This is a genomic window from Novosphingobium sp., from assembly GCF_040079535.1.
In the GTDB taxonomy this organism is placed as follows: Bacteria; Pseudomonadota; Alphaproteobacteria; order Sphingomonadales; family Sphingomonadaceae; genus Novosphingobium.
In genome coordinates this window covers 1-24,264 of sequence record NZ_JBEBKB010000038.1, presented here as the reverse complement: position 1 = coordinate 24,264, position 24,264 = coordinate 1, and the positions used below count along the sequence as shown (strand labels likewise).

The window sequence follows — 24,264 nt, the reverse complement described above, 5'->3', positions numbered from 1 at the left end:
CGGAGATGTGTATAAGAGACAGTTTACTATCTGATCCAACTTCATTTTCTGTCTCCATATAAAAACTATTTGCTGCTCCTTAGCCGACTTAATCTTTGGATAAGTTTTTCACGTACAATTCTCTCGGTCGCTATTCTTTTCACCGTAATTCCTTGTAAAAACACCTCATGTATGTACATGATCCGTCTGCCGAAAGGCGATTCATGAATTTTATTGAATCTACTTGATTATCACGGACAATAATTACAACTAATTTCCATGTAGGATCTAAATTCGATGTTTTTTGAAAAAAATCGAATGCCCTATCAGTTTCAAATTTTTTCCCGTCGATTTTTACAGAAGACCGTTCGACAACTACCTCTAATAGGCCACCTCTATGGCCCCTTATCTTAGCATATTCGTCAAAATTTGACCAACCTGCAGGAATTTTTTCACTATGTGTTTCTGCCATCCCGCAAGAAATAAGTGTCAAGCAAATCATAGAATTGAGATAATTATTCACGATAACTTCCTTATCTATGGCTTCGTCCCGTAAGCTTTTGGTATGAGATCTTCGACCTCGTCGGCCTCATCTTCATAATAGCCAGGGTTTTTATTGTAGATCACAACAGTCATCCCGGACTTAAATCGACCCACATGCACACCTTCGTGAATAAGCAAACCAGATCGTTTATCCTTGGGTGAAAACGGCTGCCCCAGCACCCTATGGCCTTCGACCTGATCGTTGTACTGAGTGGGAAAATCGTTCGACAATGTGATAACAATATTCCCATTTTTGTCCTTGTCAGTATACGCTGATCCTCCACGTGTTATTTGGGCAATAGTTTGCCAAGGCGCGAATCGTACAAATACCCCATTCTTCACTCCGGGTCCCCCAAGAGCGGTTAGGGTATTTTGAATCTTATTTTTTTCCCTTCTTGAAAGATTTTTGCTATTTAATGCATTTTGCGCCCTAGCGTATGCCGCATCTACTGCATCACATTGCTTACTGGTACCCATACATATATAAAGACCGGTCGGATCGATAAGGTTCACGGGATCATTGCCAACATAAGCATACAAATTCGACTGATCCCCATACCCAATCGGATCCGTCTGCAAAAACCTTCCCAGCGTGGGCGAGTAGATGCGGGCCTTGTAGTGATACATCCCCAGCTCAGCGATCCACGCTTGCCCGGTATACTGGAACCGCCCGGCGTTGGTGCTCTGCGGGATACCATACTCGTCATAGCGGTTGACCGCCAGCACAGTCGCGCCGGTGCTGTCCGTCACCAGCACAATCGACCCGAGCCAGTCCGGGCGCAACCGCCGTTCAGCGGTCGCGGTAAACGCTGCGCCCTCATACCAGGCGATCGGATCGTCGGCCTTGGCGTCCGCGCCGTGAACATAGCGGCGCAGCAGAGTGCCGGTGGTGTTGTATTCGCCGACCAGCGCATCGCCATCATAAAGGAACCGGACCGTGCCGCTGCTGCCAGAGACTTCGTAGAGACGGCCCATCGGATCATAGCGCAGCGCTGCCGTCTTCGCGCCGCTCGCGGATACCAGCCGGTTTTCGATATCATAGAGGAAGGTGGTTGAACCATCCGAGGTCAGGTTGCCGTTGGGATCATAGCCAAAGGTTGCTGGCCCGGCAGCTGAGTACTGATTGAGGCCATTGGTGGCATAGGGCCGATCGACATTGACATGGGCCGTCCAGGCAAAGGTATCGTTGCTGCGCACGGTCTGGGTAATCTGCGATGCCGGATTGTAGGCAAAGGTCCACTGGTTGTTGTAGGCAGTGGCGGGCAGGTTGTTGGTCAGTGAACTGATCCTGCCTGCGGGATCATAGCCATAGGACGTCGATACGCCGCCATTGAAGGTCGTGCGCCGCCCGGCTGCGTCATAAGCATAGCTGGCAATCGCATCCGTACCGGACCGCAGAATGGAGATTGGCCGGTCGAGGCCGTCATAGGTGTAGGTGGCGAAGTTCCCGTCCGGAAAGGTTACGCGGGTGCGATTGCCGCCAATGTCATATTGATAGGTGAGGGTGCGGCTGGCGCCGTCCATCGTCAATGTGCTGGCGCTAATCCTGCCCAAGCCATCGTAGCTGGTCGCAATGCCTTCGCCGATGGCGCTATCGAACCGTGCACCGGTCATCAAGCCCCGCAGGTCGTAACTGTAATAGACGTCGCGCGTGTTGGTAGCGGCAAGGCCCGGCCGCTCAGGCACGGTTTTGACAATGACGCGATTGAGATTGTCGTAGCCATATGTGATGACCGATCCATCACGCTTACGCAGTGAGATGCGGTTGCCATTGGCGTCATAGCCATACTGCTCAAAGTCGCCCTCATTGAGCGCGCCAGCGGTCGAGATCGCGTTGGACGGTGTGCTGGCATTAAAAGCTGCCGGCCTGGCGGTCGACGGGAACACCCAGCGGACCTGGCGATCAAAACCATCGTAACGCAGCTCGGCACGGTTGCCGTTGGCATCGATGATCTGAGCCGGCTTTCCATTCAGCGTATAGCTGTAGGTGGCATCCGCGATTTCAACGGAAGTACCCACGCCTTTGCGGACCTGAAGCAGCTGCCCGCCAGCGTTGTAGATATTCCTGGTGATCCGGTCTGCTCCCTGGCTGCCCGGTGCCCCCAATGTGCAGGCATTGGCCGGCGGGGAACCGTAGGTTGCCGGATTCATACGAACCGCCGTGCACTGCAATTGACCCAAGGGATCGTAGCTATATTGCACCTGGGCACTTGCCACGCCGCCCGTGCCCTTCACCGTTTCGATTGTCTTGCGATCCAGCGCGTCAAAATTGGTCTCAACGGTCTTGTAGATCGTAAAGCCAGTCCAAGCGGCTGGTGCGATGCCTTCTGGCTGCCAGGCGGCAAGCTCTCCGCTCTCTACCTTCACCACCCGCCCGGCCGCATCGTAAGTGTAACGCACGGCAACAAAATTGAGCGGCCCGGCACCATCGGGATCGGGTGCGATCGACCCAGTCTCACGGCCTGCGGCATCGTAGCGATGGCCCGTGGTGTAGGGCGATGGCGCGCTTTGTGCCGCGGCGATTTGCGGCAGACCGCAAAGCGCGGTGGTCGCAAACAGGCTGCCTGCAATCACGCGCCTCATGGACATGTCCCCCCAGTGCCAAGTGGCCGCGTTTCTGACAGCTTATTGCCCCGCGCGTCATAGCTGTAGCAAGTTCTCAGCGTCTGGCCTCCGCTTGTGACCGCAACCCCGCGCACCAACAGATAGTTGGGCCCGGCATCGGGGCCATAGTCTAACGTGGTCAAAATCTCGTCATTGCCCGCACAAGGTGCCGCCGGATTGCCAGTTGCCGCGCTTGCCTGGCACCTGCTCTCCGAAGTCCTTACCCAGATCGGCGTATCGGCCTTGGTGTAACCGCCATTCCCGTCGCTCCACCATGCAAAGCGCTGCGTGTAACTATAGCGCGTTTCCGGCCGAATGCCGTCCGGTCCGGCGGGATCAGTCTTTTTCAAGATCATACCGGTTACCTGATCCCATACGTAGTCGGTCTGATTTCCCTTGGCGTCTTTCACCCAAAGAGGACGATAACACGAAATCGAGCGCGGAACTGCCGCGGTTCCCTGTGCGGCATTGCTGCCCTGGCATCCCGAAATAGGAGGGTAAGCGGCCTGTATCGTCAGCGGAGCCAGGCCCGATCCCGGTTTTGGGACCTGCTGATGCGTCAAGACATTGCCCAGCCCATCATATGTAAACACTTCACGGTTGCCTTCAGGATAGACAACTTCGGACAATCTGCGCGCCATATCATCAACGTACACGAAGCTGGTGATCCGGTTTAAGCTGTCAACATCTTGCGTTATCCGGCCACCATCCCATTTCCGCTCATCAATCGTGACCACCCGATGATAGCCGCCCGGCCCGTTGATGGTTACCGTCCGGACCTTTGTCGGAGAGGCATTGTTGGCCGTAGCCGCAGTAGTTAACGGGACTGAGTGGGAATATGCGTAGGTCCAAGACTGATCGCCTACCACCAAATTTGTCAGCAGCGATCCGTCCCCTTGAGGAGGGTAACGGTACTCCTTCGCGGTCGAACTTGCGGTCATCACCGGTACGGTCGAAGTTGGCTTTACCAGTCGCCCACTCGAGATCGACCCGGTTCCACCAAAGATATTCTCAAAGTTTCCGGTCCAAATATTGCCCGCCATATCTGTGATCGACTGCTCTCCGTTGCTCGTGCAGCATTGGGTGAGCTGAACCGTCGCAAGGGGCACCGAATTGCCCCGAGCAAATATCGATACTGACGAAGGTGTAAGCCACGCGGTTCCGTTATCCGTCGGACTTGATTGCAGAACATTGGAGAAATAGGTGAACCGCATCTCGAAACCACGATTGCTTACAACCCGCGACGGTCGCGGCAAAGAGTAGGTATAGCCACCATTTGCCGCTTGCAGGGTCGTTACGTCATAGAATATCTGATGAATTTCGCCATCTGGATACGAAATTGATGAAGCAAAAACGATTGTAGAAAGAGACGTACCCATCGAAATTTCGTTGCACGCTGTGCCCGAAGAACTGGTGGTACACTTCGCCATATTCGGTACCACCGAATAGACCTGCTTAAAATCTATGACCCGTCCTGTTTTGGCCTCATAATAGACCGGCGCCAGACCACCCCTCATAAATGACGGGCTTGGAGAAGACGAATAACACCCAATCGGCTCGTCAAGGCCTTTAAAACAGCTAAAGCTTTCAGACGGCCCCGCCCCAATCTTGAACTGAAGATGCAGCGCAACCCCAGAATCGGGATCCATCGTCCTGGTTCCCTTAACACGGATATTGTATTCATCCATATGCCCAAACTGGAGTGCTGGATCTGCCGCAATCTGCAGCCTTGGAGCGGGCAACCTTATCTGTCCTGATATTAAATCTACACCGTTCTGATCGGGCGCAACGGCCGGTGCAGTAAAACCGGATGGAAGATCATCATCTCCGGCCCACGCTACTGATGCTAGATTCAAAGATAGCAGAGAGCTGCACAGAAAAAAATGGAACTTCCTAGCCAACGTTTTCATGTATTTCGCCCCATAGTTTATTGCCTCGACAAAACGTTATCAAACAGAAACTTTCCGGCTGAAAATTGGATTGCATATCATTATGGTGAAAGCGCAGTCAACTCGACTACCCTGTCGCCAATTGTGTGCACTGTCACTGCAATTGTGGAGGCATCAGCGGGGGTTGTTGTTGAGCGGGGAACGGTGACCGCTATCCCCCACCAATCGCATTCGCAAAATCACACAATTCGCGCGGCGTGGCGTAGTGTTTTTGTGCGAACTGATTTTGGACCACCGCTGGCGCGACATTGGCGAGGTGGCACATTCTTGCCCGATATGCGTTGAACGCGCCGACATCGGCCGAACACGGGTGGATCGCATATCCACGTGCGGCCATCTTAGACTGCTCACTGGTTGGAATCTTGATCACAAACGTTGGGCTGTCCGGGTTGCTCGGTGTGCGCGCCATGCAGATGGAATTTTGTGCAGTATGATTTTGCTGCGCGCTCAGGGGAGCCGGTTGCGCGAGAAGCAATGCCGACGCTGCAAAGGCCAACGCCGGGCCCGCCAAAGTTGCTGTCGATCTAGCGGGGGTGGCTCGTGCGCCACATTCAGGAGCCAACAAGCGTCGCGAGCATTTTAACATAACGTGCACCCTCCCCCTATGCCTCCATCGGAGTCATCATATATTGTCCCAGCACCTTGGCTGTCAAAGACTGTGGCCCCTCCGGTCGCGCCGGAAAGATTGACGTAAAACACTTCGTCAGGTTCGATCGCAAGATTGGTCTTGGCGATCACACTGATCGTCTTGCTGGTTTCACCAGGGGCGAAGGTGAGTGTTCCCGACACTGCGAAATAGTCAGTGCCGAGGGCGGTGCCATTTGCGGTCGTATAATTGATACTCACCGTGCCTGCGGTGCTTCCCGAACGCGTGACGGTGAAGACTAGCGTCGCTCCTTCGAGACCGGCAGCATCGGAGATGGCCAGGTAACTCGGAGAAGATCCGGTGTCGTTGTCATTGACCGTACCTGTAGCAGACGAGGCGCCAAGCACCGCTCCGCCAGTCGGAGCGGTCAGCACAACCGTCATTGTTTCTGCAGATTCGATCGCGGAGTCGTCAATTGTAGCGACGGTAATCGTTGCGCTCGTTTGCCCAGCAGCAAAGCTCACTGTACCTGTGGCTGCAGTGAAATCGCTCCCTGAAGCTGCTGTGCCCGAAGCGGTTGAATAGCTTGCGCTTACGGCGCCTGACGTATCCCCGGTTCGGGTCACCACAAATGCCAGCGCGCCACCTTCGGTTGCCGAAGCAGGCACAATCGAGAGGCTTGGCGGGGCGGCGGCCGCGCCACAACTGGCGCCAGCCCCGGCGGAATCAGACTTATACTGCGTCCGGTTTCCGGCGGGGTCATAACAGATCGAATGCCTCTGGTTGTTGTTGATCGTCCCGCTCGACGTTACCGCGACGAGCCGTCCCAATTCGTCATAAGTGTAGGTTTGGGTTTCGTTGGACCAAATCGGCACTGCAGCCCCCAAAGCGGAAGCCAAAAGCATTCCCCTAAGCCAAATCGACATGCAGCCGCCTTCCAATCCACAGAGATTTCAATATTTTTACGTCGATTCCAGAATTCATCTTGAATTCAAAAATGCAACATTTCAAGGGGTATTTCGAAATTGATAAGAATATTTGATTTCTCTTTTGTAGCGTCAACAATTCATGGTTGCGTATTGAAACTTATGCTGTGCGAATAGAGGAGTTACGCCTGCAGGACATGCATAATCGTGTCAATTCCGCGCGCGCCGCCCGCTCTGGAGAGTTGGACAATGATATCAATTGATCGACGAATATAGTGCACAGTATCATCCCAACTTAAACCGCCGCCCGACTGTTGAACAAGCAGAGCCAATTGATCGATCGCGCGATCAGGAGAATCAGCGTGGATCGTCGTAATCGAGCCGGGATGCCCTGTGTTCACAGCGCGCAGGAAGGTCAAAGCTTCTCGTCCGCGAATTTCCCCCAGAATGATCCGATCGGGCCGCAACCGTAAGGCAGCGATCAGCAAATCTTCTGCGGTAACGTCGGCTTCTCCAAGCGCGCCTCTGGCAGCAAGGAGGCCTACTGAATTGGCGTTCTTGACTCGCAGTTCCGGTGCATCCTCTATCGTAATTAGACGCTCACCTGCGGGGATTTCACCCAGCAGTGCGTTGAGGAATGTGGTTTTGCCTGAAGAAGTGCCTCCGCTGATGAGAATGTTGCGGCGGAGGCGCACGGCTTCGCGCAGATCGTCGATCATATCGAGCTCTGGGTTGGTGCGCTTGGTCCTGCGGGTTGGTTCTTGGCAGTTTTCGGTTGCTTCGGCGCTACGGCGATATGAGCCGAGATCGATATCTTGAACAACATGCCGCCGAATGGCCAATGCCACGTCGCCGCGCGTGGCAGGGGGCAGGGCGATTTGGATCCGCGAGCCATCGGGAAGGCTTCCTGCCAATAGCGGGCTTTCGCGGTTGATGCCTTGCGAATTGGCTGCGGCAACCTGTCGCGCAAGGCGAAGTAGTGCACGTTGATCCAGTTCGGGCAAATCGTGCCGCTCAATCAAGCCGCCCAAGGCTTCTGTCCAGATTTCTCCAGGCTTGTTGACGTAGATGTCGGTGAGATCGGCTTGCTCAAGCCAAGGGCCAAGAGGTGCAAGGAAGCTGCCGAGATAAAGGCCATCTGCCAGCATCTCAGCGCTCGACATCAGTAAAGTCCAGATCACGTGCAACGAATACTGAGACTGGCGTACCCTGACTCACGCGTAGAGTAGGTTTGACCTGATCGGTCGAGGGCGCCGTCACCGACTGTGTGCTGCCCGGCAATCCGACTATCACCGTGCCGCCCGCTAGATCGCGGGTCGCGGCGCTCGCACCCACATTTAGGACAGTTTGGAGAAAGGCGTTGCTGAAGCGCGTGAAAAAATGGGTGTCGACTTTGCCCTTGACGCCTGCCCGGCCAAGCGGATCGGCGGAAGGTGAGTCCAATGCAATTGTAACTCCATCGGGCCTGACCAAGCGGGTCCATTGGATCATCGCGCGATTTTGGCCAGGGCTTAGGTCCGCTCGGTATTCCCCGTAGAGTCGGCTTCCGCGAGGGATCAGCACTCGAGCTCCGTCGAAGCTGCGGACATCGCGAGAGACAATGGCTCGGGCAGGTCCTGGCTGAGTGGAATCGAGTGCGGTCTCCAGGACCGCCTGAATCACTGCGCCCTGTGGGACTGTAAACGAGGGATTGAGGAGTCTGCCTGCCTTGACGCGCTGTCTATCTGCTCCGCTGCCTTCCGATGCTGAGGCTGCAGTCGGGGCGGCTGGAGCTTGGTAGACGGTTACAGGCCCTGACGGTAAAAACTCCGGCTGTTGACCGGGACGATAGTAGCCTTGCGACATTGGCGGCTGGCTTGGCGCTTCATGCATTTGCTTGGGCGCAGGCGATTGAGATGCCAGCTGCGGAACCGCTTGCAAAATCACCGGGCTTGATGCTCGAGGTTGTGGCTGCGTCCAGCCAAGGCCCTGATTTGCAAGACTTTGCACCGGCTCAGGAATAGCCAGCGGGGGCGGCGCTGAGATCATTGCGTCGCCCTGTCCTGCTGCAGGTCTAAGCTCGCTATCGGTGCTGGCCGAGCGGCGCGCTTCGAGCGCAGAATACAGCAGCAGGCCCGCCACCAGTGCCAGGCCCCCAAAGAGCCAGATGCCCCGGTTTGTAGTTGCCTGCGCTACCAAGGGTCTGGCTGTGTTGAAGCCGTCAGGCTCGATTGCCGCACCGCTCATGGCTTTTGCCTCTTTGCAGAGTCAAGACGCAGAGCTTCGGCTTTGCGCTTGCCGATCCTAAAGAGCAGTTTCTTGTAGACCCGGTCGATCACAAGGACGTCGCCGCGCATGTAGCTGTCAACGGTCTCTTCCTCGCCCAATCCGTTGACCGCAAAGACCGCCGGGAGCGGCTGGTCGGGCAACCAGTGAATAAAGGTGCGTTGGCCGTCATCGCTGATCCTGTGGGGCCGCAGCGATTGTTCGCCCTTCAGCTTGTAAGTGAACGGACCTTCAAGATTGGCTGATATGGCAGTCGGAGGTGCCGGGCTGTTAGACGCATCTACCAGACGCGCCAGATAAACGACATCACTGGCCGGCCCGATGACGAGGCGAAACCGGTAATGCCGGGCTCCCGTAAAAACATCGAATATCGGGTCAACGGGTTGGCGGATTGCCCGCACCAGGACGCTGTCTGCCTGAGGCGGAACCTGTACGTCAACGGCACCCGGATCGGCCACGACGATCGACTGGACAGTCTCGCCGGGGGCAAACAGGAGCGTGACATTTCCGCCGACGGTGGTCCGCAGCGGCAACACCGACCCCTCGCGCCACACTAGGGTTTCAACTCTGGGATCGCGGAATCCGTCCGCTACCGGCTGCGCTGATGCGAGCGATGGAAGTACCAGCAGCAAAGCAGCCATTCGCCTCATGGAACGCGTTGCCCACTAGTGGTTGGAACAGGAGCGGGCATGGCGGTTCCGGTTCCGCCGATTGCCGCCTGTCCCATCGGATTTGGCAATGCCTGCTGGACTGGCACTTCTGGCGCTGAAGCAGGCGGAATTTCAGCATTGCGGTCATAACGTACAACTTGAAAACCGAGTGGATTGACCAGGCGGCTTTCCTCACTCATCCCCGCATTTGAAAAGCGATATTTGACGACAGCAGCCCAAATCCCTTGAGAAACCGGCGCACCTCCACCATCGGACCTAGAGGTCGCAAAGCGGACCAGGCCGGTATCAGGCCCAAGTCTGGAAATGCTACGGATCTCAACTGCAATGACGGCTGCGCGTGGGTAGAGCGCAAGGGGACTGGTGGGATTGGAAGCTTGCATGGTTGAAATGTAACGATTTCGCGCTTCACCTGACGTCCACAGCGCGACTTTGTTGTAGTCGGCCTTGAGCGCGCCAAAGTTGAAGCCCTCGCGCGCAATCACATATTGCGCCAGCATTGAATTCACCAACGACTGGTCTGGCGTGATCGACTGCTGCTTTCCCAGATCAAGGCGCTCGACGTTGCCGGTTTGGCGGTCCACCATGACTGCAATGGGCGCAACCTGCTTCAAAGGCAGCATAATCAGCAGCGCGATGCCTTCAATCAAAGCAATGAGCAAAGCAGCTGCCGCCACAATCCAGGCAATACGCAGACTGCGCTCATTGGCGCGGTCTCTGTTTTCGGCCCAGCTTTCGGAAGCCTCATAGTAGTCAGCCAGTTTGTCATGCTCGCTCATGTTCATGGTCTGGCATCTCTCATCTGCGTCTGTGACGATTGCCGGCGGCGGTTCCTTCGATAAGAGTTCCCAAGTGCCGGAGAGCTTTGCAGTTGGCCGGTGACTTCGCCCTTGTTGCCATCGTGCCGGGCCGCTGTGCTTCCCAGCTGTCTGGTCCGAGAATCATTTCCCCCGCGCTCTTCGCTTCGAATTAACCGAGCTAGCGAGTCTGATATCACTTGGGCGCGGCTGATCTCGGGTGAAGTTTGGTAAACTGAGGCGCGCAATGTTTGCGGGCTTGTCTGCCAGTCTTTGGCTATGACCCGCAGACGGCTTGCCAGACTGATCGAGGCTGGTGAGGTAAAAAAGAACAGCCGCATGATCAAGCTAAGAAGTCCAAAGGCAACAACCGCAAAAGTGAGACCAAAGACCAGAAGCTCGGTCGGTGTCGCCGGAGTCAGAACGTTTGCTGCCCGCTGGCGCTGTGCATCGTAAAGCCAACCTTCGAGCATCGCCAATTCAACGCTGTAGGTTAGCGCCAAGATGAGTGATCCCACCGCGCAAGCACCAAGTGCGCGCAGCCAGCCAAAAAAGATATCGCGGGTGCCGGCAAAGAGCAGCAGTCCGGCCATGAGCGGTGCCAAGGCAAGCAAAAATCCCGCACCGAGTTTAACAGCAGCAATCGGGCCGATTGTTCCAACCAGAAATGCAACCCGCCCCCAGGCAAAGCCCGATTGATCGGCGAGTGCGATCCCGCGCGTTGAATCGCCTAGGTCAGTGCTGCCAACCACCCCGCCGGTCAACCGGCCACTACCAAACGCCGTAAGGGAAACTATGCCTTGATCGGCATTGTCCAACCTTGAAGTCAGGCCATCCCCGCCGCTTGGTAGGCCAGAAGCTAGGCCGACAATTCCTGCAATCTGCGCCGGACCATCAAGCACGGTTTCGTAGGCTATGGTTCGCCAAGCTGGCCAGCTGGTTGCAAGCGTGAGCACGATCCCGATTTTCAGCAGTTCTCCGGTGACATCCCGTGCACCCGGTGCCTCGCCAAACATCAAACGCAGTCCGAACAGGGCGATACAGAGCGTCAACGCGGAAAGTAGAACGGTGCTGGCGATTGATCCCGGATCTGCCAGTGCCCCATAGCCATAGGCGCCTATCGACCGCGCCTGACAATCGACCTGCGCCAAAATCGCACCGAGGAAATGGTTTCCGGTCTGAATTGCGGCGCAGCTCATGCGGCGCGCTCCAAAAGCTGTTTCATCCAGGCGGTTGGATCCAGTCCCGTTTTGTCGGTTAGCTCATCGAACAGGCGCACTGTCGCCTCACGCCCTGACAAGATCGTCAGCAAATCCTTCTCACCGCTCAGATTGAGACGCGCCACAACGCTTTCGTTCCCGTGCTTGATCAAGAAGCAATGCGAATTGTCTGGCATTGAGCGCACAAGTTCGAACTCGTGCGGGGTCAGGCCAAATCCATCGATATAGTCTTCGGCGCGGGCTTTGGGGTTGATCATGAAGATCTGGGTTGCTGCCTGCTCGACAATCGCGCTCGCTATCCGGCTTTCGAGCGCATCCTGCGCACTCTGGGTTGCAAAGCCGATAATCCCGTTGCGCTTGCGGATGGTCTTTTCCCAATCCTTGATCCGCCGCACGAACACATCATCATCGAGCGCTTTCCAGCCTTCATCGACTACGATGATCGAGGGTGTTCCATCGAGCCGGTCTTCGACCCGGTGGAAAAAGTAGAACAATGCAGGAGTGCGCACAGCTGGATCATCAAGTAGCGCAGTCATGTCAAAGCCGACCGTCGCGGCAGAAAGGTCGGTCAGGTCCTCTTCGTTGTCGAATAGCCAGGCCCGCTCACCATCGCCCCACCAAGGCCTGAGCCGCGAATAGATATCTCCGGCTTTCGGGCGAGCATGACCGCGCAAAAGCTGAACCAAATGCCGTAAGCGGCGATGCGACCGGGGCTGGTCGAAATTGGCATCGACCGCGTCTTTGATAAGCTCAAGCTCTGCAGCGTCGGCGCTACCTGCCAGCAGGAGCAACCAGTCGAGTAAGAACTGGCGATTGGCTGGAGTGTCTTCGAGCCTCAGCGGATTAAGCCCAGACGGCTCCCCGGGACGAAGCCGGTCATACTGCCCACCGATCGCACGGATAAAGAGTTCTGCCCCGCGGTCCTTGTCAAAAAAGACAATGCGAGGGGAGAATTTGCGGGCCTGGGCAAGGAGGAAGTTTAGCACCACCGTCTTACCCGAACCCGAGGGGCCAATAACGGTGAAGTTGCCGAGATCATTTTGGTGAAAACTGAAAAAGTATGGACCCGCTGCAGTGGTCTCAAACAGTGTGACTGCATCGCCCCAATGATTTCCGTGAGCTCTTCCAACCGGAAAATTGTGCAGGCTCGCAAGTCCGGCAAAATTGGCCGACGAAATCAAGCCTTTTCGAGCAATATAGCGAAAGTTCCCGGGAAACTGCGCCCAGAACGCAGGTTCGATTGCGAAGTCTTCGCGCACGGCAACGATCCCCAGGTCGGCCAGACCAGCCAGTACATCCGCGACTTGCGCATTGAGCGTTTTAAGGCTTTCGGCATGGACCGCGATTGTTGTGTGGTGCTCGCCAAATCCAGCTCGGCCAGCTGCCACATCATCCTTGGCGCGCGAAAGTTCATCTCGCAGTGAAAGCGCTTCGTCTTCGGCCGAGCGCATTCGCCGCAGAACCAGATTCATCCGCGAAAGAGCTTCGGCGCGTTCAACGAATGCAAAACTCTGCGAGACGGTCATCTCGAACGGCATCCGGTAGAGTTCATCGAACATGCCGGGCAGAGTTTCCGCCGGGTAATCCTTGATCGAAATCATCGCACCGAACTTGCGTGGCAACGCACCTGAGGCACCAAGTTCGAACGCCTCCGCGCCAAAGCTCGCGCGCCTGAACGGCAAATGCTGGCCGCAGTCGCCAAGCGGCAGACCAACCGGGCGCATCTCGGCGTTGTAGAGATAGGAGAGGAACTCCAATGGCTCACTTCGGTAGCCACCATCCTCAGCATAAATTGAAAGCAGCTTGGGAGAGTAGGCGCTAAGCGCGGCTAGCAAGGCGTCGCTCGCCGCATCGAGCGCTCGCTTCTCAACGGCAAAGGCAGCTCTCTGGTCCGTCATGGGTCGGGCGGCAAGCCAACGAATTCGATCCAGAATTCCAACCCGGCCCTGCAGCGGTCTGCGCACAATCGTGACGAACAGATCGTTGACATACATTTCGCGTGCTTCGAGGCGTTCGCGCCAGCGCGCGTCCAGTTGCCGCGAAAAGTCATCTGCAAAACGCGCATCAAGGGTCGCCTCGGCTTTGCGCCGGACCACATGATGATAGAGCGCAAAGCGTGACGATCCGATTGACCGAAGCATCGCATCGCGCAGTTCCGCTCGGTAATTGAGCTCTTCGGTATCGGCGGTTTCAAAAAGCAGCCCGCCCAAGCGGATCGTTTGCATGAGCAGGCCGTCACGCGTTTCGATCGTAACGTCGTCAATATGCCGCGCATATGGCAAATGCGCGCCAGCGCTAGCCTCGCGCGCTACCGCACGGGGATCATTGGTCAGGGGCGGTAGGAATTGCATCCCCAGATCCTGTAATTCTTGACTCTGGGGCAACGGCTGACGCGCGCGATCCACAAATCAAAGAAACGTGGTTCACGAAGGCACGCGAGCACGCCTATTCCGTGGACCACCAATGCAGCCGCAATTGCCCAAAAGCTCTTGAAGATCAGGAACAGCTCGGCGGCCAGTACCGCGTTGAAAACGAAGTAGCTGTAGGTCACGCCTGCAAACATTTGCGGGCGGGTGAGTCCGACGAATACAGTACTGCGATGAAGGACAGATGCCACGTCTTTGCGCGCCTAGCCGCCCGCTGCGCTGCGGATGCCTGCAACAATGCTGGCCGCACCGAAAAGGATGAAGCAGCCCAGGATCACGATTGCGCCGCGCCGCCAATCAATCCGCCCCGTCAGCATCATGAAACCAACCGAGGCAACCGCGATGACGGCAGCAACGGTCGCCACGGTGCCAAGCAGCGTCCCCTGAAGCCAGTTCACTGCGCCGATAATAGCCCCGGAACCTTCGGGATCAGGTGCGACCATTGCTTGCGCCGCAGAAGGGGCGGCAAGTACGGCCAGTCCAAGCAATTTCAAAGGAAGCCAGCGGCGAATTGACATCATACCTCCAAAGAATCAGATCATTAATCCGAAGCTTGGCATGTTCTTGGCTAGCTTGCCATAGCGATTGACCTGATCTTTGCTGAAACTTCGGCTCCGCCCGCGAGCGAGCTTGTAATTAGCTCGGTAACGGGCAATCATCTTGATCAATATGCAGGCGATACTTTTCTTCTCTGCCAGCGCGACAGCGCGGCCTGGCCTTGGCGGGCTCGACTGGATCGCGGCACTGATAACCGGACCGGTCGGAACCGCTTTGGCGGTGATCGCGGTTGCCTGGTTTGGCTTTGCAGTCCTTGGCGGGCGGTTGCCACTTCGGCGCGGCGGTGTGCTTGTTATGGGCTGTTTTATTTTGTTTGCAGCACCGGCACTAGCCAATTCGCTGATGGCACTTGCCCGCAATTCCTCGTCAGGAGGCTTGCCGGTTGAGCCGAAGCGTATGGATATCAGTCCGCCGCCCGCGCCAGCTACGCCGCCAGTCTATGATCCTTATGCGGGGGCGTCCTTGCCTAACTAGGGAACGGGCCGGTTCTGTAGGAAGGATCACGGCGGTTCCCCCAATCACTTACCCTGCAATGCGGAGCCGCAAGGTCAGGAATGAAGGCGATGCAGTCTGGTACCAGCTGCTGAAGAACAATTGACAGTTGCTGGATGGGCCATTGAAAGTCGAGCAATTGAACGAGCGCCCCTCTTCCGCCCAGCGATCGGCCCCCAACTGTAGTGCCGCAGTGCCGATGGTGTAGAACTCGGCTTCGACGAAATAGCGATATCCCTGCGAAACTCTGCTGCTCGGGCGATGAGGGGCGGTGGGGATAGAAGGGTTTTGTCAGACTAAAATTGCCGAGGGAGGATGCAAGCGGTAAATCGGGTGGATGACCAAGTCCGACAAACCGTTCCGCTGTTTCAACTCGTCACCTGAGGTGATCCGCCTGGTTGTGATGATGTACGTCCGGTTCCCGCTGTCGCTGCGCAATGTCGAGGACCTGCTTTTTGAGCGCGGGATCGATATCTGCCATGAGGCGGTGCGGTTCTGGTGGAACAGGTTCGGGCCGATGTTCGCGGCCGACATCCGACGCCAGCGGGCGAACCGGATGAAGGGCTTCCACCACTGGCGTTGGCATGTCGACGAGGTGTTCGTTAAGATCAACGGCGAGCGGCATTACCTGTGGCGCGCGGTTGACCACGAGGGTGAGATCCTCGAGAGTTACGTCACGAAGAAACGTGACAAAACCGCCGCTTTGAGGTTCCTGAAGAAGGCACTGAAGCGACATGGCCGGACCGAGAAGATTGTCACCGACGGGTTGCGATCCTACCCGGCAGCGATGCGCCAACTCGGCAATCTCGACCCGGCGCGAGATGGGGCGCTGGCTCAACAACCGGGCCGAGAATTCACACCTGCCGTTCAGGCGGCGAGAGCGCGCGATGCAGCGGTTCAGGCGAATGAAGACCCTGCAGAAGTTCGCCTCGGTCCATGCCAACGTCCACAACCACTTCAACCAGGAACGTCACCTCGTCGATCGTCAGACTTACAAGGATCGCCGCTCGGCCGCACTGGCCGAGTGGCAGAGCCTCATAGCCTGAGGCCGCGCACCCAAAGCTAGAACCTCGCCAATCGGAGACGAGTTGCGATTAGACTGACAGCACCAAATCAAGGATTGATCGCAATTCCGCTCTCGATGTGCGGAGTTGGATCATCTCAAAAATTGAGGTGAGTAAGCGCTCATTCGCTCCACCGCGCAGAGGCCCTTCAAGCAACTGGAGGATAGCCAGCGCGCGATGAGCGTTTAGCGCCTGCTGAATTTCATCTGTGTGATTAGCGATCATAGTCCAACTCGTTGCAGCGGGGCTTGGGATGAGGTGATCGTCGCGGCCCTCAGAGAGATGCTGGCATGATGTCCTTGCAGGTCCGAAGCGCGCGATCATCCACGCAATAATCGATCGGGCGTTGCCCGCCGAGCTTAGGGTTTGGAGATCTGCACCAAAGCTCGGCTCTCGCCGGATCACGCGCCCGCTTGCCGGCGAGGTCCGCCAACTCCACTCGATTTTTCTCCAATGCAGCCTGCTGACGCACTTTCGCTGCCTCTCGGGCTTCGGCTTCACGCCGTTCGTTGTGCAATCGCGCAAGTTCCGACGTGGCATGAGCCAGGCCCCCATCGGACTGGGTTGCAAGGTCGAGCGGTGCCTTGCCATCAAGCTGGGCATTCGCTGCAAACAGCCAATGCTGCGCCAACTCGCCCAGCACCGACGACGCCTTGTCCTCGATCGTCGAAATCCGCCTATCACGTTCCGCCTGCGCCAATCGGGCAACCCGTTCCCGCTCATTTTGGATCCGGTGTTCCTCCTGCGCGATCTCCTGGCGCTCATATTCCGCCAGCAACGGCAGTCCCCGAAAATCATCGACAAGCTGTCGACCGCTCACCACCATGCCAGAAATGGCTTTGTGGAATGCGCGAGCTTCGTCCTCATCATATGAGGTCACGAACCAATCGACCCAGTCGACCCGATCAAAGTTGGAGGTCTCGTGCTCCGGGATGTCCGACAAAATCATATCTAGCCAATCGGCGACTTCCTCCCTCCGTTCTCGCTCCTGCTGCCAGCTTGCTTCCTGCTCCTCGCGGAGATGCACGGCACTGCTCGACGGGAGCCATTGTTTGCCGCCGACCCGCTTCGCAAACATCCAATGCTGATCCTTCAGCCATTTAAGATAGCTGTGAACGGCATGCCAAGGATCTTGAAATGCTGGAAAATCTTGTTGCATCCTAGCCGATGTCTCATTGGAGATACGGTTGAGGCCCGGCCATATGAGATCTCTTACATAGGCGAGGGCGTCACCGGTTTCGAACACGCTCGCTGACGCGGTCGCTTTGTCCCAGAGAAAGCGGTTCACCAGCCGAGCTTGCCAATAGGCGGGCGATACCCGGAAACATGCTGCCCCTTTCACCGCATGGCCGATTTTCTGAGAAAAGCCGCGCTTCAACGCCAGGCCATATTGCTCGGTCAGATGCTCGTCCGGTTCTTCGCGGACCGTCTCGACCTTGTTCCAGATTCCCGCGATCCTCTCATATTCGACATCCAGAACCTGCTGCTTCGCCTTGGTTTCTGCTGCTGCCATTACCTCCATACCCTGCTGAACCTTGGCCGCTCTGGCATTATGCAGCCATTCGCGAGGTGCCGTTTCTAGGATGGCATCGTCCCATGCGCCGCGATCGTCCCAGTTGAGCCTCGACAGGTCAATTTCGACCGAGGAAATACCCCGTCCTTTGAGTTTCTCCAGCTTGATGGGATCGACACGATGACGCACATAAATCTCGACATGCAGAACTTTGCCACGGTCCGTGTCAAGAAGCAGGTCCGGCCGGACATTCCCGTCTGCCTTCTCGACTTTGACCCGCAAGAATGTATATTGCTGGCGGTCTGAGATCGGCTCCGTCCGTCCCGCCGCTTTGGCCTGAACGGCAGGAATCCACAGCCATAGCTTCTCCGCCAGCAAGGTCTTAGCGAAGAAATGCAGCTCCGATTCCGGGGTCGGCCGACAATTGGTGGGAGCGTGGTGGGCAAAATGCCAGCGCACTTTGGGGCCTTGCTTGGCAAGAACCGGCTGCCCGCATTCGTAGCATAGGCAGCGACATTGCAGGCCGTTGGGGACGTCCTTAACGTCAGCCCTCTCACCATCAGGCCCGACCGCCTGCGTGGGGTGCCAACCGTCCGTCATGGAAATTCAATCTGATGAAGTGTCAGCATAGCCGACCGAGAGTAGCGCAACGGTTGACAGTCGCAATGCTGAGCAATCACGCGGAACCTGCCGGTCCTGTTTTTCCCGCCTTGGGTATACGGGAACGGTTGGTTCCAGAAGTTGGCACCGACGTATTCGAATGTCGGCTATATCATTCTGTAACCTTGAAGCTGTCGTTCCGGACAGTCCGGCAAAGCGGACCTAACGAAGGAGCACCTTGGCTGCGCCAATAATTGCGTTCATTTGAGCCACACTTCTCTCGAGTTCGTCCAGCACAAACGCTATGCTAGCTGCATCCTGGCCGCCGCATGATAAGGCGATCACGCTGTAATCCTCCATCATTATCCCGGCCTTGGTTGTGAGCCGACTGATCAGTTCATTGGTATCGTCATCCATGCGGCGACCACACCGTGCGGCGGCGACGAAGTCCAGACCCAGCTTTGTCGCGGGCTTGAATGCACATTCGATTGGACTTCGTGCGCACGCCAAGCATTGGTGTCGCTACTGCATCGCGGCCCGATTGAAAGGCCGCAGCCCTGACCGATGTGATCGGCGGGGCCTTGGGTGGTGGGAGCAGCGATTGTCGCTGGTCCGCAACGGAGTACAACCCATGACCACCACCGAACCTAAATCCGCCACCCAGCGCCCGCGCAAGATGGCCCTCGAGCCCAAGGCCGCACCTGCCGAGCAAGGCGGAACGACGACTGCGGCCCCGATCAAGCGCGAGAGCAAAGTCGACCTGATCCTTGGACTGCTGAAGCGCCCGGAAGGCGCCACAATCGCCCAACTGGTCGCCGCGACCGGCTGGCTGCCGCACACCACCCGCGCCGCGCTGACCGGGCTCAAGAAGAAAGGCCATGTGGTCACCAGCGAGAAGCTGGAAGGCGAGGGCCGGGTCTACCGTGTCGCGGTGGCCTGATGACTCGGCGCACATACATGAAGCTCGGGCGGCTGGCCGAGCTGCCGCCGGAGGAGCTCAGGGAGGAGTGGGCGCGCCGGATCGGCGCGCCTGCTCCATCGCTGTCGCCTGAACTTCTGCGATTGGGCATCGGTTACAAGCTTCAGGAGCAAAGGCTCGGCGGGCTGAGCCGGAGTACGCGGTCGTTGCTGCGGCAGGTCGAAGCGCGGACAGGACAGGGTTCGACCAAGCCATTGCCGCGCAAGCTCACCCCCGGCACCCGGCTGGTTCGCGACTGGCACGGCGTGGGGCACACAGTGATCGTGCTGGACGATGGCTTCGAGTATGACGGCAAGCACTGGAGGACCCTCACCGCGGTGGCCAGGGCGATCACCGGGGCACACTGGAATGGCCCGCTGTTCTTCGGTCTCTCGGAGCGCAAGAAGTGACGAAGCCACTGCGCTGCGCCGTCTACACCCGCAAGTCGACCGAGGATGGGCTGGAACAGGAGTTCAACAGCCTCGATGCCCAGCGCGAGGCTTGTGAAGCCTATATCCTGAGTCAGCGCCATGAAGGCTGGACGTTTGTTCCGGGCAGCTACGATGATGGCGGGTTCTCGGGCGGGAACATGGAGCGTCCCGGTCTCAAAGCGCTGATGGCAATGATTGATGAGGGACAGATAGATGTCATCGTTGTCTATAAGGTCGACCGATTAACTCGCAGCTTGGCTGACTTTGCCAAGATCGTCGAACGGCTCGATGCGAAGCAGGCCAGCTTCGTTTCGGTGACTCAGGCGTTCAACACCACGACCAGCATGGGGCGGCTGACCCTCAACGTCCTGCTCAGCTTCGCCCAGTTCGAGCGTGAGGTCACAGGTGAGCGGATTCGTGACAAGATCGCCGCTTCCAAAAAGAAGGGCATCTGGATGGGCGGGCCGGTTCCGCTCGGCTACCAGGTGATTGAGCGCAAGCTAGTTCCGGTCCCCGAAGAAGCTGTGCGAATCCGGGCGATCATGCGGCGCTACCTTGAGATCCGAACCGCGCCCGCCCTGATCGAAGCTTTGCGCGCCGAAGGCGTGGTCACCAAGATCCAGCAACGCGCCAGCGGACCGCATCGCGGTGGTGTACCTTTTGCTAGGGGCAGCCTGTTCCACCTACTCAAGAACCCGGTCTACCGCGGCAAGATCGTTCACAAGGGCAAGGCCTACGACGGCGAGCATGAAGCGATCGTCGATGAAGACCTGTGGGAGCGGGTGCAGTTGCAGCTTGCGGCCAAAGCGCCGCCGCGCAAACGGCCCAAGAACGATCGCAATCAAGCTTTGCTGGGCGGCATCATCACCGATCCGGAAGGCCGACCGGTAGTCCCCACTTACGCAACCAAGGGAACTCGGCGCTATAGCTTCTATGAAACCCGCAAAGACCTTGCCCGTCCTGGTGATCCGCCAGCGACCCGCTTCCAGCAAGGTGCACTCGATCGGCACCTCATCAGCTGCATCACTGAGCTACTGGCCGATGAACATGATCTGCGGCACCTGGCCGATGTGACCGACGCCAACCAGCTTCGCATCATATTCGATCAGGCACGCAGATTCCTGGAATGGCTGAACCAGCCTTTTGAGACCCATCGCGCGATTCGCTCGATTGTCCAATCGGTGAAGATCTGCAGGGACGATATCGAGGTTATGATTGAGCCCTCTGCCTTTGGTGTCGCAATGCACGCTAACTGGACACAGAACTTCCCTCGGCCAGAGCGCCGCCCGTTTCGTGAGGCGAAGCTCAGGATCGATGCAGCCTCACCAAACCGTGCATCTGATCAGCAGCTTACGCAGCTGCTTTGCGACGCCTTCGAGGTTCAGGGATTGGTCCTTGCCTCACCGCAGCTCAGTCTCAATCAGATCGCCAAGGGTGCCGGGCGCTGCCGAAAGCAGCTGGCAAAGCTATTCAATGTAAGTTGGCTGAGCCCCAGGATCGTTGAAGCCATCTTCGATGGAACTCAGCCACGAGCGATCAACCGAACGCGTCTGCTAACAACCCAACTGCCGATCGGCTGGGAAGAGCAGGAAGCATTGTTCGGCCTCTCCAACTGAGCACAGCACTTCCTCGCATCTCCATCGCATCGCGAGAGTGGGCGAGGGAATTCCAAACAGAGATTCGGGCAGAATTGGCGCACGCATCGCGTGGCGATTGGGCGTCTCTCGCCCACGGTCCGGGTAACGCAGTCGCCAAACCCCGCAGAACTGCGCCAGTTCACGCAGGCCGCACGCCCTGAGGCGGGAAAGTGTTACCTCGAAAGACTGATTGGTGCGGTCGAGAAGACTCGAACTTCCACGGGCTTTCGCCCACAACGACCTCAACGTTGCGCGTCTACCAGTTCCGCCACGACCGCTAAATCATCAGAGCGAAACGGACGCTCTGGGGGGGTAGGAGCGGGCCCTTAGCAAAGCGATTGCGGGGCTGCAAGCCGGTTACACTTTGCAGGTGCAATGTCTCGTTTGGGGACGGCGCCGGCGCGGCCGTTGCGACAAAGGTAAATCGCGCGTTTACCTTTGGTGATGGCCGGATTGCTCTCTTTTGCACTAGCAGCTGTGGTCGCCGTTGGCGGCGCGCCTGCTGCGGGGCAAGGCGGCGAAGCTGGCGGGGCTCAGGTCCGGGTCAGCGCCACGGTTACGATCCTGCGGGCCGAACGCGCCAGCGAATCCGCCGCAGCGGGCGGCCTTGCACGGCACGTCAGCCGCCACAGCGACGGATCGGTGGCAATCGTTTTTGAATAACTAGTTCCCCGGCTTCCAGCCGAACTTGGCCTTGACCGCCGCCTTGGGGACATTGACCAGCGCTTCGTTGATCGAAACGCTTTCGCCCGGCGCCAGCGTGCGCTTGGGCGAATGGATTTCCTGGGTAAATTTCTGGGTGCCGCGGGCATCATAAAGCACCACCAGCACAGTGGGGACCGAGCGCGATTTATCTGACGTATTGGTGATCGAGCCATTGGCTTCGAAAAAGAACGAACCATCGGGCAGTTCGCGCTGGCCTTGCTGCTTGGCCGGGAAATCCAGTTTCAGCCCGGCCTGTTCCTCGGCAAAGCTTTGCTGAGCGAATGGCAGCCATTCCGGCAGGCCATACCACGCCGCCGCTGCGATCGATCCCAGCGCCACAACCGCGAACAGTACGGCGGCATACATCGCGATTTTTGCCGGATTGCGGCGCGGGCGAAACAATGGCTCATGCGCGAAGCGGGAATAGGAGCCGTCGTCATCCTGCGGCTCATCGGCATAGTCGCTTATGCTGGGCGCGGGTTGGGGCGCTTCGTCAATCGCGAAATTGAGCGGCGGAGGCGGGGCAACAGGTTCCGCACCCGGAGCCGCAGTTGCCTTCGCGGCGACCTCTGGACCATCCTGAAACCAGGCATGGCGGCATTTGGCGCAGCGCACGGTGCGGCCTTCGATGCCGATTGCGCTGTCTGGGACGACATAGCGCGTTGCGCAAGCTGGGCAGGAAATGATCATGACGCCGCCTGTTAAGCATGCTGGCCAAGCAAAGAGCAAGGCTTGCCCGGTGGGAAGCATGGTGCAATGCCCTTTTTTCCACATCGATTGGTCGCTATAGCCCGGCACGAGCGTTTCGCTGTGCGCTTTGATCTGCCTTTCCTCCAATTGGACCGACCCCACCGATCATGACCAGGACTGCCGAAGGGGAAATTGTCCAGTTCGACAACGTCGGGCTGCGTTACGGCTCGGACCGCGAGGTTTTGAGCGACGTTTCCTTTACGCTGCATCCGGGCAGCTTCTATTTTCTGACCGGGGCCAGCGGCGCGGGCAAGACCTCGCTGCTAAAGCTGCTCTATCTGGCGCAGCGGCCTTCGCGCGGGATGATCCGGATGTTCGGCACCGATGCGATCACCCTGCCGCGCGATCGGTTGCCCGGCTTCCGGCGCAGGATCGGGGTGGTGTTTCAGGATTTCCGGTTGGTCCCGCACCTTTCCGCATTTGATAACGTGGCGCTGCCGCTCAGGGTTCAGGGCGTGCCCGATCGTGAGATAGTTAAGCCGGTTACCGACATGCTCGAATGGGTCCAGCTGGAAGACCGGATCCATGCCCTGCCGGCCCAGCTTTCGGGCGGGGAGCAGCAGCGCGTGGCGATTGCCCGGGCGGTGATCCATCGCCCCGAAATCCTGATTGCGGACGAGCCAACCGGCAACGTTGATCCTGATATGGCGATAAAGCTGCTGCGATTGTTCGAAGCGCTAAACCGGATCGGCACCACGGTGGTGGTTGCTACTCACGATGTTCATTTGCTGAAACGCGTGCCCGAATCGCTGATCATGCGGCTTGATCGCGGGCGCCTTTCCGATCCCACCGGCGCGCTGCGCTATCCTCCGCGGCCGCGCCCGCGCACAGCCCCGGCGGAAAGCTGAACCATGGCCAGTCTGCCCCGTCTGTTCAATCGCAGTGCTGAAAGCCAGTTGATCAAGCAAGGCCGGCTGTCTGGGCCGATGCCCTGGGTGATCGCAATCATGGTTTCGCTTACAGTCATCGCGGCTGCGGCAGGGCTGGCCTTTTCGAATGCTGCGGGCAGCGCATCGGATGCCTTGTCTGGCGGAGTGACGGTCCAGATCGTTGATGCCAATCCGCCCGAACGCGATCGGCAGGCCCAGGCAGCGCTGGCCGCGCTGCGCGCTGCACCCGGTGTGGTAGAGGCAAATCTGGTGGCGCAGGACAAGATCGATCGGCTGATTGAGCCGTGGATCGGCCAGCCAGTTGCCGGCAACGATGCGATCCCGGTGCCGGCCTTGATCGATGCCCGGATGCGCGATGCGGTATCGGGTGAAACCCTGGGGGCACTGCGCCGGATTTTGCGCGCGGCGGCCCCGGCGGCGCGGGTTGATGCCCAATCGGGCTGGCTGAAACCGGTATTTGGCGCGGTGGATACGCTGCGCTGGCTGGCGATCGCGATGGTTACGGTGCTGGGTTTTGCGCTGGCATCGGCGGTGCTGCTGGCGGTCCGTTCGGCGCTGGGCGGCAACCGCGATACGATCGAGATCATTCACTTGCTGGGCGGCACCGATGCCCAGATCGCGCGGATGTTTCAGCGTTCGATGGGTTTTGATGCGGCGGTTGGCGGGTTGATCGGACTGGCACTGGGGCTGGGCGTGGTGGTGC

General features: G+C 57.9%; 23 protein-coding genes, 1 tRNA gene and 1 pseudogene. 8 read left to right on the top strand and 17 right to left on the bottom strand.

Translation table 11 applies throughout. From position 1 onward, the window contains the following. Positions 1–139: 139 nt before the first annotated feature. The 13 genes from ABL914_RS11490 to ABL914_RS11430 form a co-directional block, all read right to left on the bottom strand. Entirely contained in the window at positions 140–502 is a 363-nt protein-coding gene (locus ABL914_RS11490; RefSeq protein ID WP_391563322.1) for a hypothetical protein, read from the bottom strand. A 14-nt stretch (positions 503–516) separates the two neighbouring features. Beyond that, on the bottom strand, positions 517–3,105 hold the full coding sequence (locus ABL914_RS11485) for an RHS repeat-associated core domain-containing protein (protein WP_391563321.1): 2,589 nt from the start codon (positions 3,103–3,105) through the stop codon (positions 517–519). After that, the gene (locus ABL914_RS11480) at positions 3,102–4,814 is read right to left on the bottom strand and encodes a hypothetical protein (RefSeq protein ID WP_391563320.1); all 1,713 of its coding nucleotides are present in this window, start codon (positions 4,812–4,814) and stop codon (positions 3,102–3,104) included. Before ABL914_RS11480 ends, ABL914_RS11485 begins: the two co-directional genes overlap by 4 nt. 412 nt (positions 4,815–5,226) lie before the next feature. Continuing rightward, positions 5,227–5,571, bottom strand: a complete 345-nt coding sequence (locus tag ABL914_RS11475) for a hypothetical protein (RefSeq protein WP_391563319.1) — start codon at positions 5,569–5,571, stop codon at positions 5,227–5,229. An 83-nt stretch (positions 5,572–5,654) separates the two neighbouring features. Then, positions 5,655–6,587 carry a Calx-beta domain-containing protein gene (locus tag ABL914_RS11470; RefSeq protein ID WP_391563318.1) on the bottom strand — a complete coding sequence of 311 codons (933 nt, stop codon included), beginning with the start codon at positions 6,585–6,587 and terminating at the stop codon, positions 5,655–5,657. Positions 6,588–6,769: 182 nt separating this feature from the next. Then, a complete protein-coding gene (virB11, locus tag ABL914_RS11465) occupies positions 6,770–7,750 on the bottom strand; it encodes a P-type DNA transfer ATPase VirB11 (protein WP_391563317.1) in 981 nt (326 codons plus the stop codon). Further along, positions 7,737–8,432 (bottom strand): TrbI/VirB10 family protein, encoded by a 696-nt coding sequence (locus tag ABL914_RS11460; RefSeq protein WP_391563324.1) that lies wholly within the window; start codon positions 8,430–8,432, stop codon positions 7,737–7,739. The genes virB11 and ABL914_RS11460 overlap by 14 nt, the downstream gene beginning before the upstream one ends. Before the next feature lie 377 nt (positions 8,433–8,809). Next, a complete protein-coding gene (locus ABL914_RS11455) occupies positions 8,810–9,493 on the bottom strand; it encodes a TrbG/VirB9 family P-type conjugative transfer protein (protein ID WP_391563316.1) in 684 nt (227 codons plus the stop codon). A gap of 5 nt (positions 9,494–9,498) precedes the next feature. Further along, positions 9,499–10,305 carry a virB8 family protein gene (locus ABL914_RS11450; RefSeq protein WP_391563315.1) on the bottom strand — a complete coding sequence of 269 codons (807 nt, stop codon included), beginning with the start codon at positions 10,303–10,305 and terminating at the stop codon, positions 9,499–9,501. After that, positions 10,302–11,516 carry a type IV secretion system protein gene (locus ABL914_RS11445; RefSeq protein WP_391563314.1) on the bottom strand — a complete coding sequence of 405 codons (1,215 nt, stop codon included), beginning with the start codon at positions 11,514–11,516 and terminating at the stop codon, positions 10,302–10,304. The genes ABL914_RS11450 and ABL914_RS11445 overlap by 4 nt, the downstream gene beginning before the upstream one ends. Further along, the gene (locus ABL914_RS11440; protein ID WP_391563313.1) at positions 11,513–13,888 is read right to left on the bottom strand and encodes a VirB4 family type IV secretion/conjugal transfer ATPase; all 2,376 of its coding nucleotides are present in this window, start codon (positions 13,886–13,888) and stop codon (positions 11,513–11,515) included. Before ABL914_RS11440 ends, ABL914_RS11445 begins: the two co-directional genes overlap by 4 nt. Continuing rightward, a complete protein-coding gene (locus ABL914_RS11435; protein WP_391563323.1) occupies positions 13,867–14,100 on the bottom strand; it encodes a type IV secretion system protein VirB3 in 234 nt (77 codons plus the stop codon). The genes ABL914_RS11440 and ABL914_RS11435 overlap by 22 nt, the downstream gene beginning before the upstream one ends. Before the next feature lie 66 nt (positions 14,101–14,166). Continuing rightward, positions 14,167–14,481, bottom strand: coding sequence for a TrbC/VirB2 family protein (locus ABL914_RS11430; RefSeq protein WP_391563312.1), 315 nt, complete (start codon positions 14,479–14,481; stop codon positions 14,167–14,169). 151 nt (positions 14,482–14,632) lie between these two features. Here ABL914_RS11430 and ABL914_RS11425 point away from each other — a divergent pair, with 151 nt between their 5' ends. Continuing rightward, the gene (locus tag ABL914_RS11425; protein ID WP_391563311.1) at positions 14,633–14,995 is read left to right on the top strand and encodes a TrbC/VirB2 family protein; all 363 of its coding nucleotides are present in this window, start codon (positions 14,633–14,635) and stop codon (positions 14,993–14,995) included. A gap of 355 nt (positions 14,996–15,350) precedes the next feature. Then, positions 15,351–16,059: pseudogene (locus ABL914_RS11420) on the top strand (IS6 family transposase). A gap of 292 nt (positions 16,060–16,351) precedes the next feature. Here the strand turns inward: ABL914_RS11420 and ABL914_RS11415 are convergent. Next, a complete protein-coding gene (locus ABL914_RS11415; RefSeq protein ID WP_391563310.1) occupies positions 16,352–18,190 on the bottom strand; it encodes a competence protein CoiA family protein in 1,839 nt (612 codons plus the stop codon). 222 nt (positions 18,191–18,412) lie between these two features. Then, positions 18,413–18,607 carry a hypothetical protein gene (locus ABL914_RS11410; protein ID WP_391563309.1) on the bottom strand — a complete coding sequence of 65 codons (195 nt, stop codon included), beginning with the start codon at positions 18,605–18,607 and terminating at the stop codon, positions 18,413–18,415. Between the two features lie 214 nt (positions 18,608–18,821). Between ABL914_RS11410 and ABL914_RS11405 the strand changes: the two genes are divergently transcribed. Genes ABL914_RS11405 through ABL914_RS11395 form a run of 3 tightly spaced genes read left to right on the top strand, consistent with a single transcriptional unit; the run spans position 18,822 to position 21,195 of the window. Beyond that, positions 18,822–19,130 (top strand): DUF3489 domain-containing protein, encoded by a 309-nt coding sequence (locus ABL914_RS11405; RefSeq protein WP_391563308.1) that lies wholly within the window; start codon positions 18,822–18,824, stop codon positions 19,128–19,130. A 17-nt stretch (positions 19,131–19,147) separates the two neighbouring features. Then, entirely contained in the window at positions 19,148–19,558 is a 411-nt protein-coding gene (locus tag ABL914_RS11400) for a DUF2924 domain-containing protein (protein WP_391563307.1), read from the top strand. Beyond that, positions 19,555–21,195, top strand: coding sequence for a recombinase family protein (locus tag ABL914_RS11395; protein WP_391563306.1), 1,641 nt, complete (start codon positions 19,555–19,557; stop codon positions 21,193–21,195). The genes ABL914_RS11400 and ABL914_RS11395 overlap by 4 nt, the downstream gene beginning before the upstream one ends. A 212-nt stretch (positions 21,196–21,407) precedes the next feature. On the opposite strand, the gene ABL914_RS11390 is transcribed toward ABL914_RS11395, so the two are convergent. Continuing rightward, a tRNA-Leu gene (locus tag ABL914_RS11390) sits at positions 21,408–21,494 on the bottom strand. A 166-nt stretch (positions 21,495–21,660) separates the two neighbouring features. Between ABL914_RS11390 and ABL914_RS11385 the strand changes: the two genes are divergently transcribed. Continuing rightward, on the top strand, positions 21,661–21,879 hold the full coding sequence (locus ABL914_RS11385) for a hypothetical protein (RefSeq protein ID WP_391563305.1): 219 nt from the start codon (positions 21,661–21,663) through the stop codon (positions 21,877–21,879). Here the strand turns inward: ABL914_RS11385 and ABL914_RS11380 are convergent, their stop codons facing one another. Next, on the bottom strand, positions 21,880–22,611 hold the full coding sequence (locus tag ABL914_RS11380) for an MJ0042-type zinc finger domain-containing protein (RefSeq protein WP_391563304.1): 732 nt from the start codon (positions 22,609–22,611) through the stop codon (positions 21,880–21,882). Positions 22,612–22,778: 167 nt separating this feature from the next. Between ABL914_RS11380 and ftsE the strand changes: the two genes are divergently transcribed. Beyond that, on the top strand, positions 22,779–23,519 hold the full coding sequence (gene ftsE / locus ABL914_RS11375; protein ID WP_391563303.1) for a cell division ATP-binding protein FtsE: 741 nt from the start codon (positions 22,779–22,781) through the stop codon (positions 23,517–23,519). Positions 23,520–23,522: 3 nt separating this feature from the next. Beyond that, a partial coding sequence (locus ABL914_RS11370) for a cell division protein FtsX (protein WP_391563302.1) occupies positions 23,523–24,264 on the top strand: 742 nt, incomplete at its 3' end.

Excerpts from the sequence above, each read along its gene's own strand:
- ABL914_RS11410 (WP_391563309.1), bottom strand. The coding sequence starts at position 18,607 with ATGGATGACGATACCAATGAACTGATCAGTCGGCTCACAACCAAGGCC.
- ABL914_RS11425 (WP_391563311.1), top strand. The coding sequence starts at position 14,633 with ATGCAGGCGATACTTTTCTTCTCTGCCAGCGCGACAGCGCGGCCTGGC.
- ABL914_RS11400 (WP_391563307.1), top strand. The coding sequence starts at position 19,148 with ATGAAGCTCGGGCGGCTGGCCGAGCTGCCGCCGGAGGAGCTCAGGGAG.
- virB11 (WP_391563317.1), bottom strand. The coding sequence starts at position 7,750 with ATGTCGAGCGCTGAGATGCTGGCAGATGGCCTTTATCTCGGCAGCTTC.
- ABL914_RS11435 (WP_391563323.1), bottom strand. The coding sequence starts at position 14,100 with ATGTTTGCAGGCGTGACCTACAGCTACTTCGTTTTCAACGCGGTACTG.
- ABL914_RS11445 (WP_391563314.1), bottom strand. The coding sequence starts at position 11,516 with ATGAGCTGCGCCGCAATTCAGACCGGAAACCATTTCCTCGGTGCGATT.
- ABL914_RS11450 (WP_391563315.1), bottom strand. The coding sequence starts at position 10,305 with ATGAACATGAGCGAGCATGACAAACTGGCTGACTACTATGAGGCTTCC.
- ABL914_RS11385 (WP_391563305.1), top strand. The coding sequence starts at position 21,661 with ATGGCCGGATTGCTCTCTTTTGCACTAGCAGCTGTGGTCGCCGTTGGC.
- ABL914_RS11480 (WP_391563320.1), bottom strand. The coding sequence starts at position 4,814 with ATGGATGAATACAATATCCGTGTTAAGGGAACCAGGACGATGGATCCC.
- ABL914_RS11485 (WP_391563321.1), bottom strand. The coding sequence starts at position 3,105 with ATGAGGCGCGTGATTGCAGGCAGCCTGTTTGCGACCACCGCGCTTTGC.
- ABL914_RS11455 (WP_391563316.1), bottom strand. The coding sequence starts at position 9,493 with ATGGCTGCTTTGCTGCTGGTACTTCCATCGCTCGCATCAGCGCAGCCG.
- ABL914_RS11440 (WP_391563313.1), bottom strand. The coding sequence starts at position 13,888 with ATGCAATTCCTACCGCCCCTGACCAATGATCCCCGTGCGGTAGCGCGC.
- ABL914_RS11430 (WP_391563312.1), bottom strand. The coding sequence starts at position 14,481 with ATGTCAATTCGCCGCTGGCTTCCTTTGAAATTGCTTGGACTGGCCGTA.
- ABL914_RS11405 (WP_391563308.1), top strand. The coding sequence starts at position 18,822 with ATGACCACCACCGAACCTAAATCCGCCACCCAGCGCCCGCGCAAGATG.
- ABL914_RS11470 (WP_391563318.1), bottom strand. The coding sequence starts at position 6,587 with ATGTCGATTTGGCTTAGGGGAATGCTTTTGGCTTCCGCTTTGGGGGCT.
- ABL914_RS11380 (WP_391563304.1), bottom strand. The coding sequence starts at position 22,611 with ATGATCATTTCCTGCCCAGCTTGCGCAACGCGCTATGTCGTCCCAGAC.
- ABL914_RS11460 (WP_391563324.1), bottom strand. The coding sequence starts at position 8,432 with ATGTCGCAAGGCTACTATCGTCCCGGTCAACAGCCGGAGTTTTTACCG.
- ftsE (WP_391563303.1), top strand. The coding sequence starts at position 22,779 with ATGACCAGGACTGCCGAAGGGGAAATTGTCCAGTTCGACAACGTCGGG.
- ABL914_RS11415 (WP_391563310.1), bottom strand. The coding sequence starts at position 18,190 with ATGACGGACGGTTGGCACCCCACGCAGGCGGTCGGGCCTGATGGTGAG.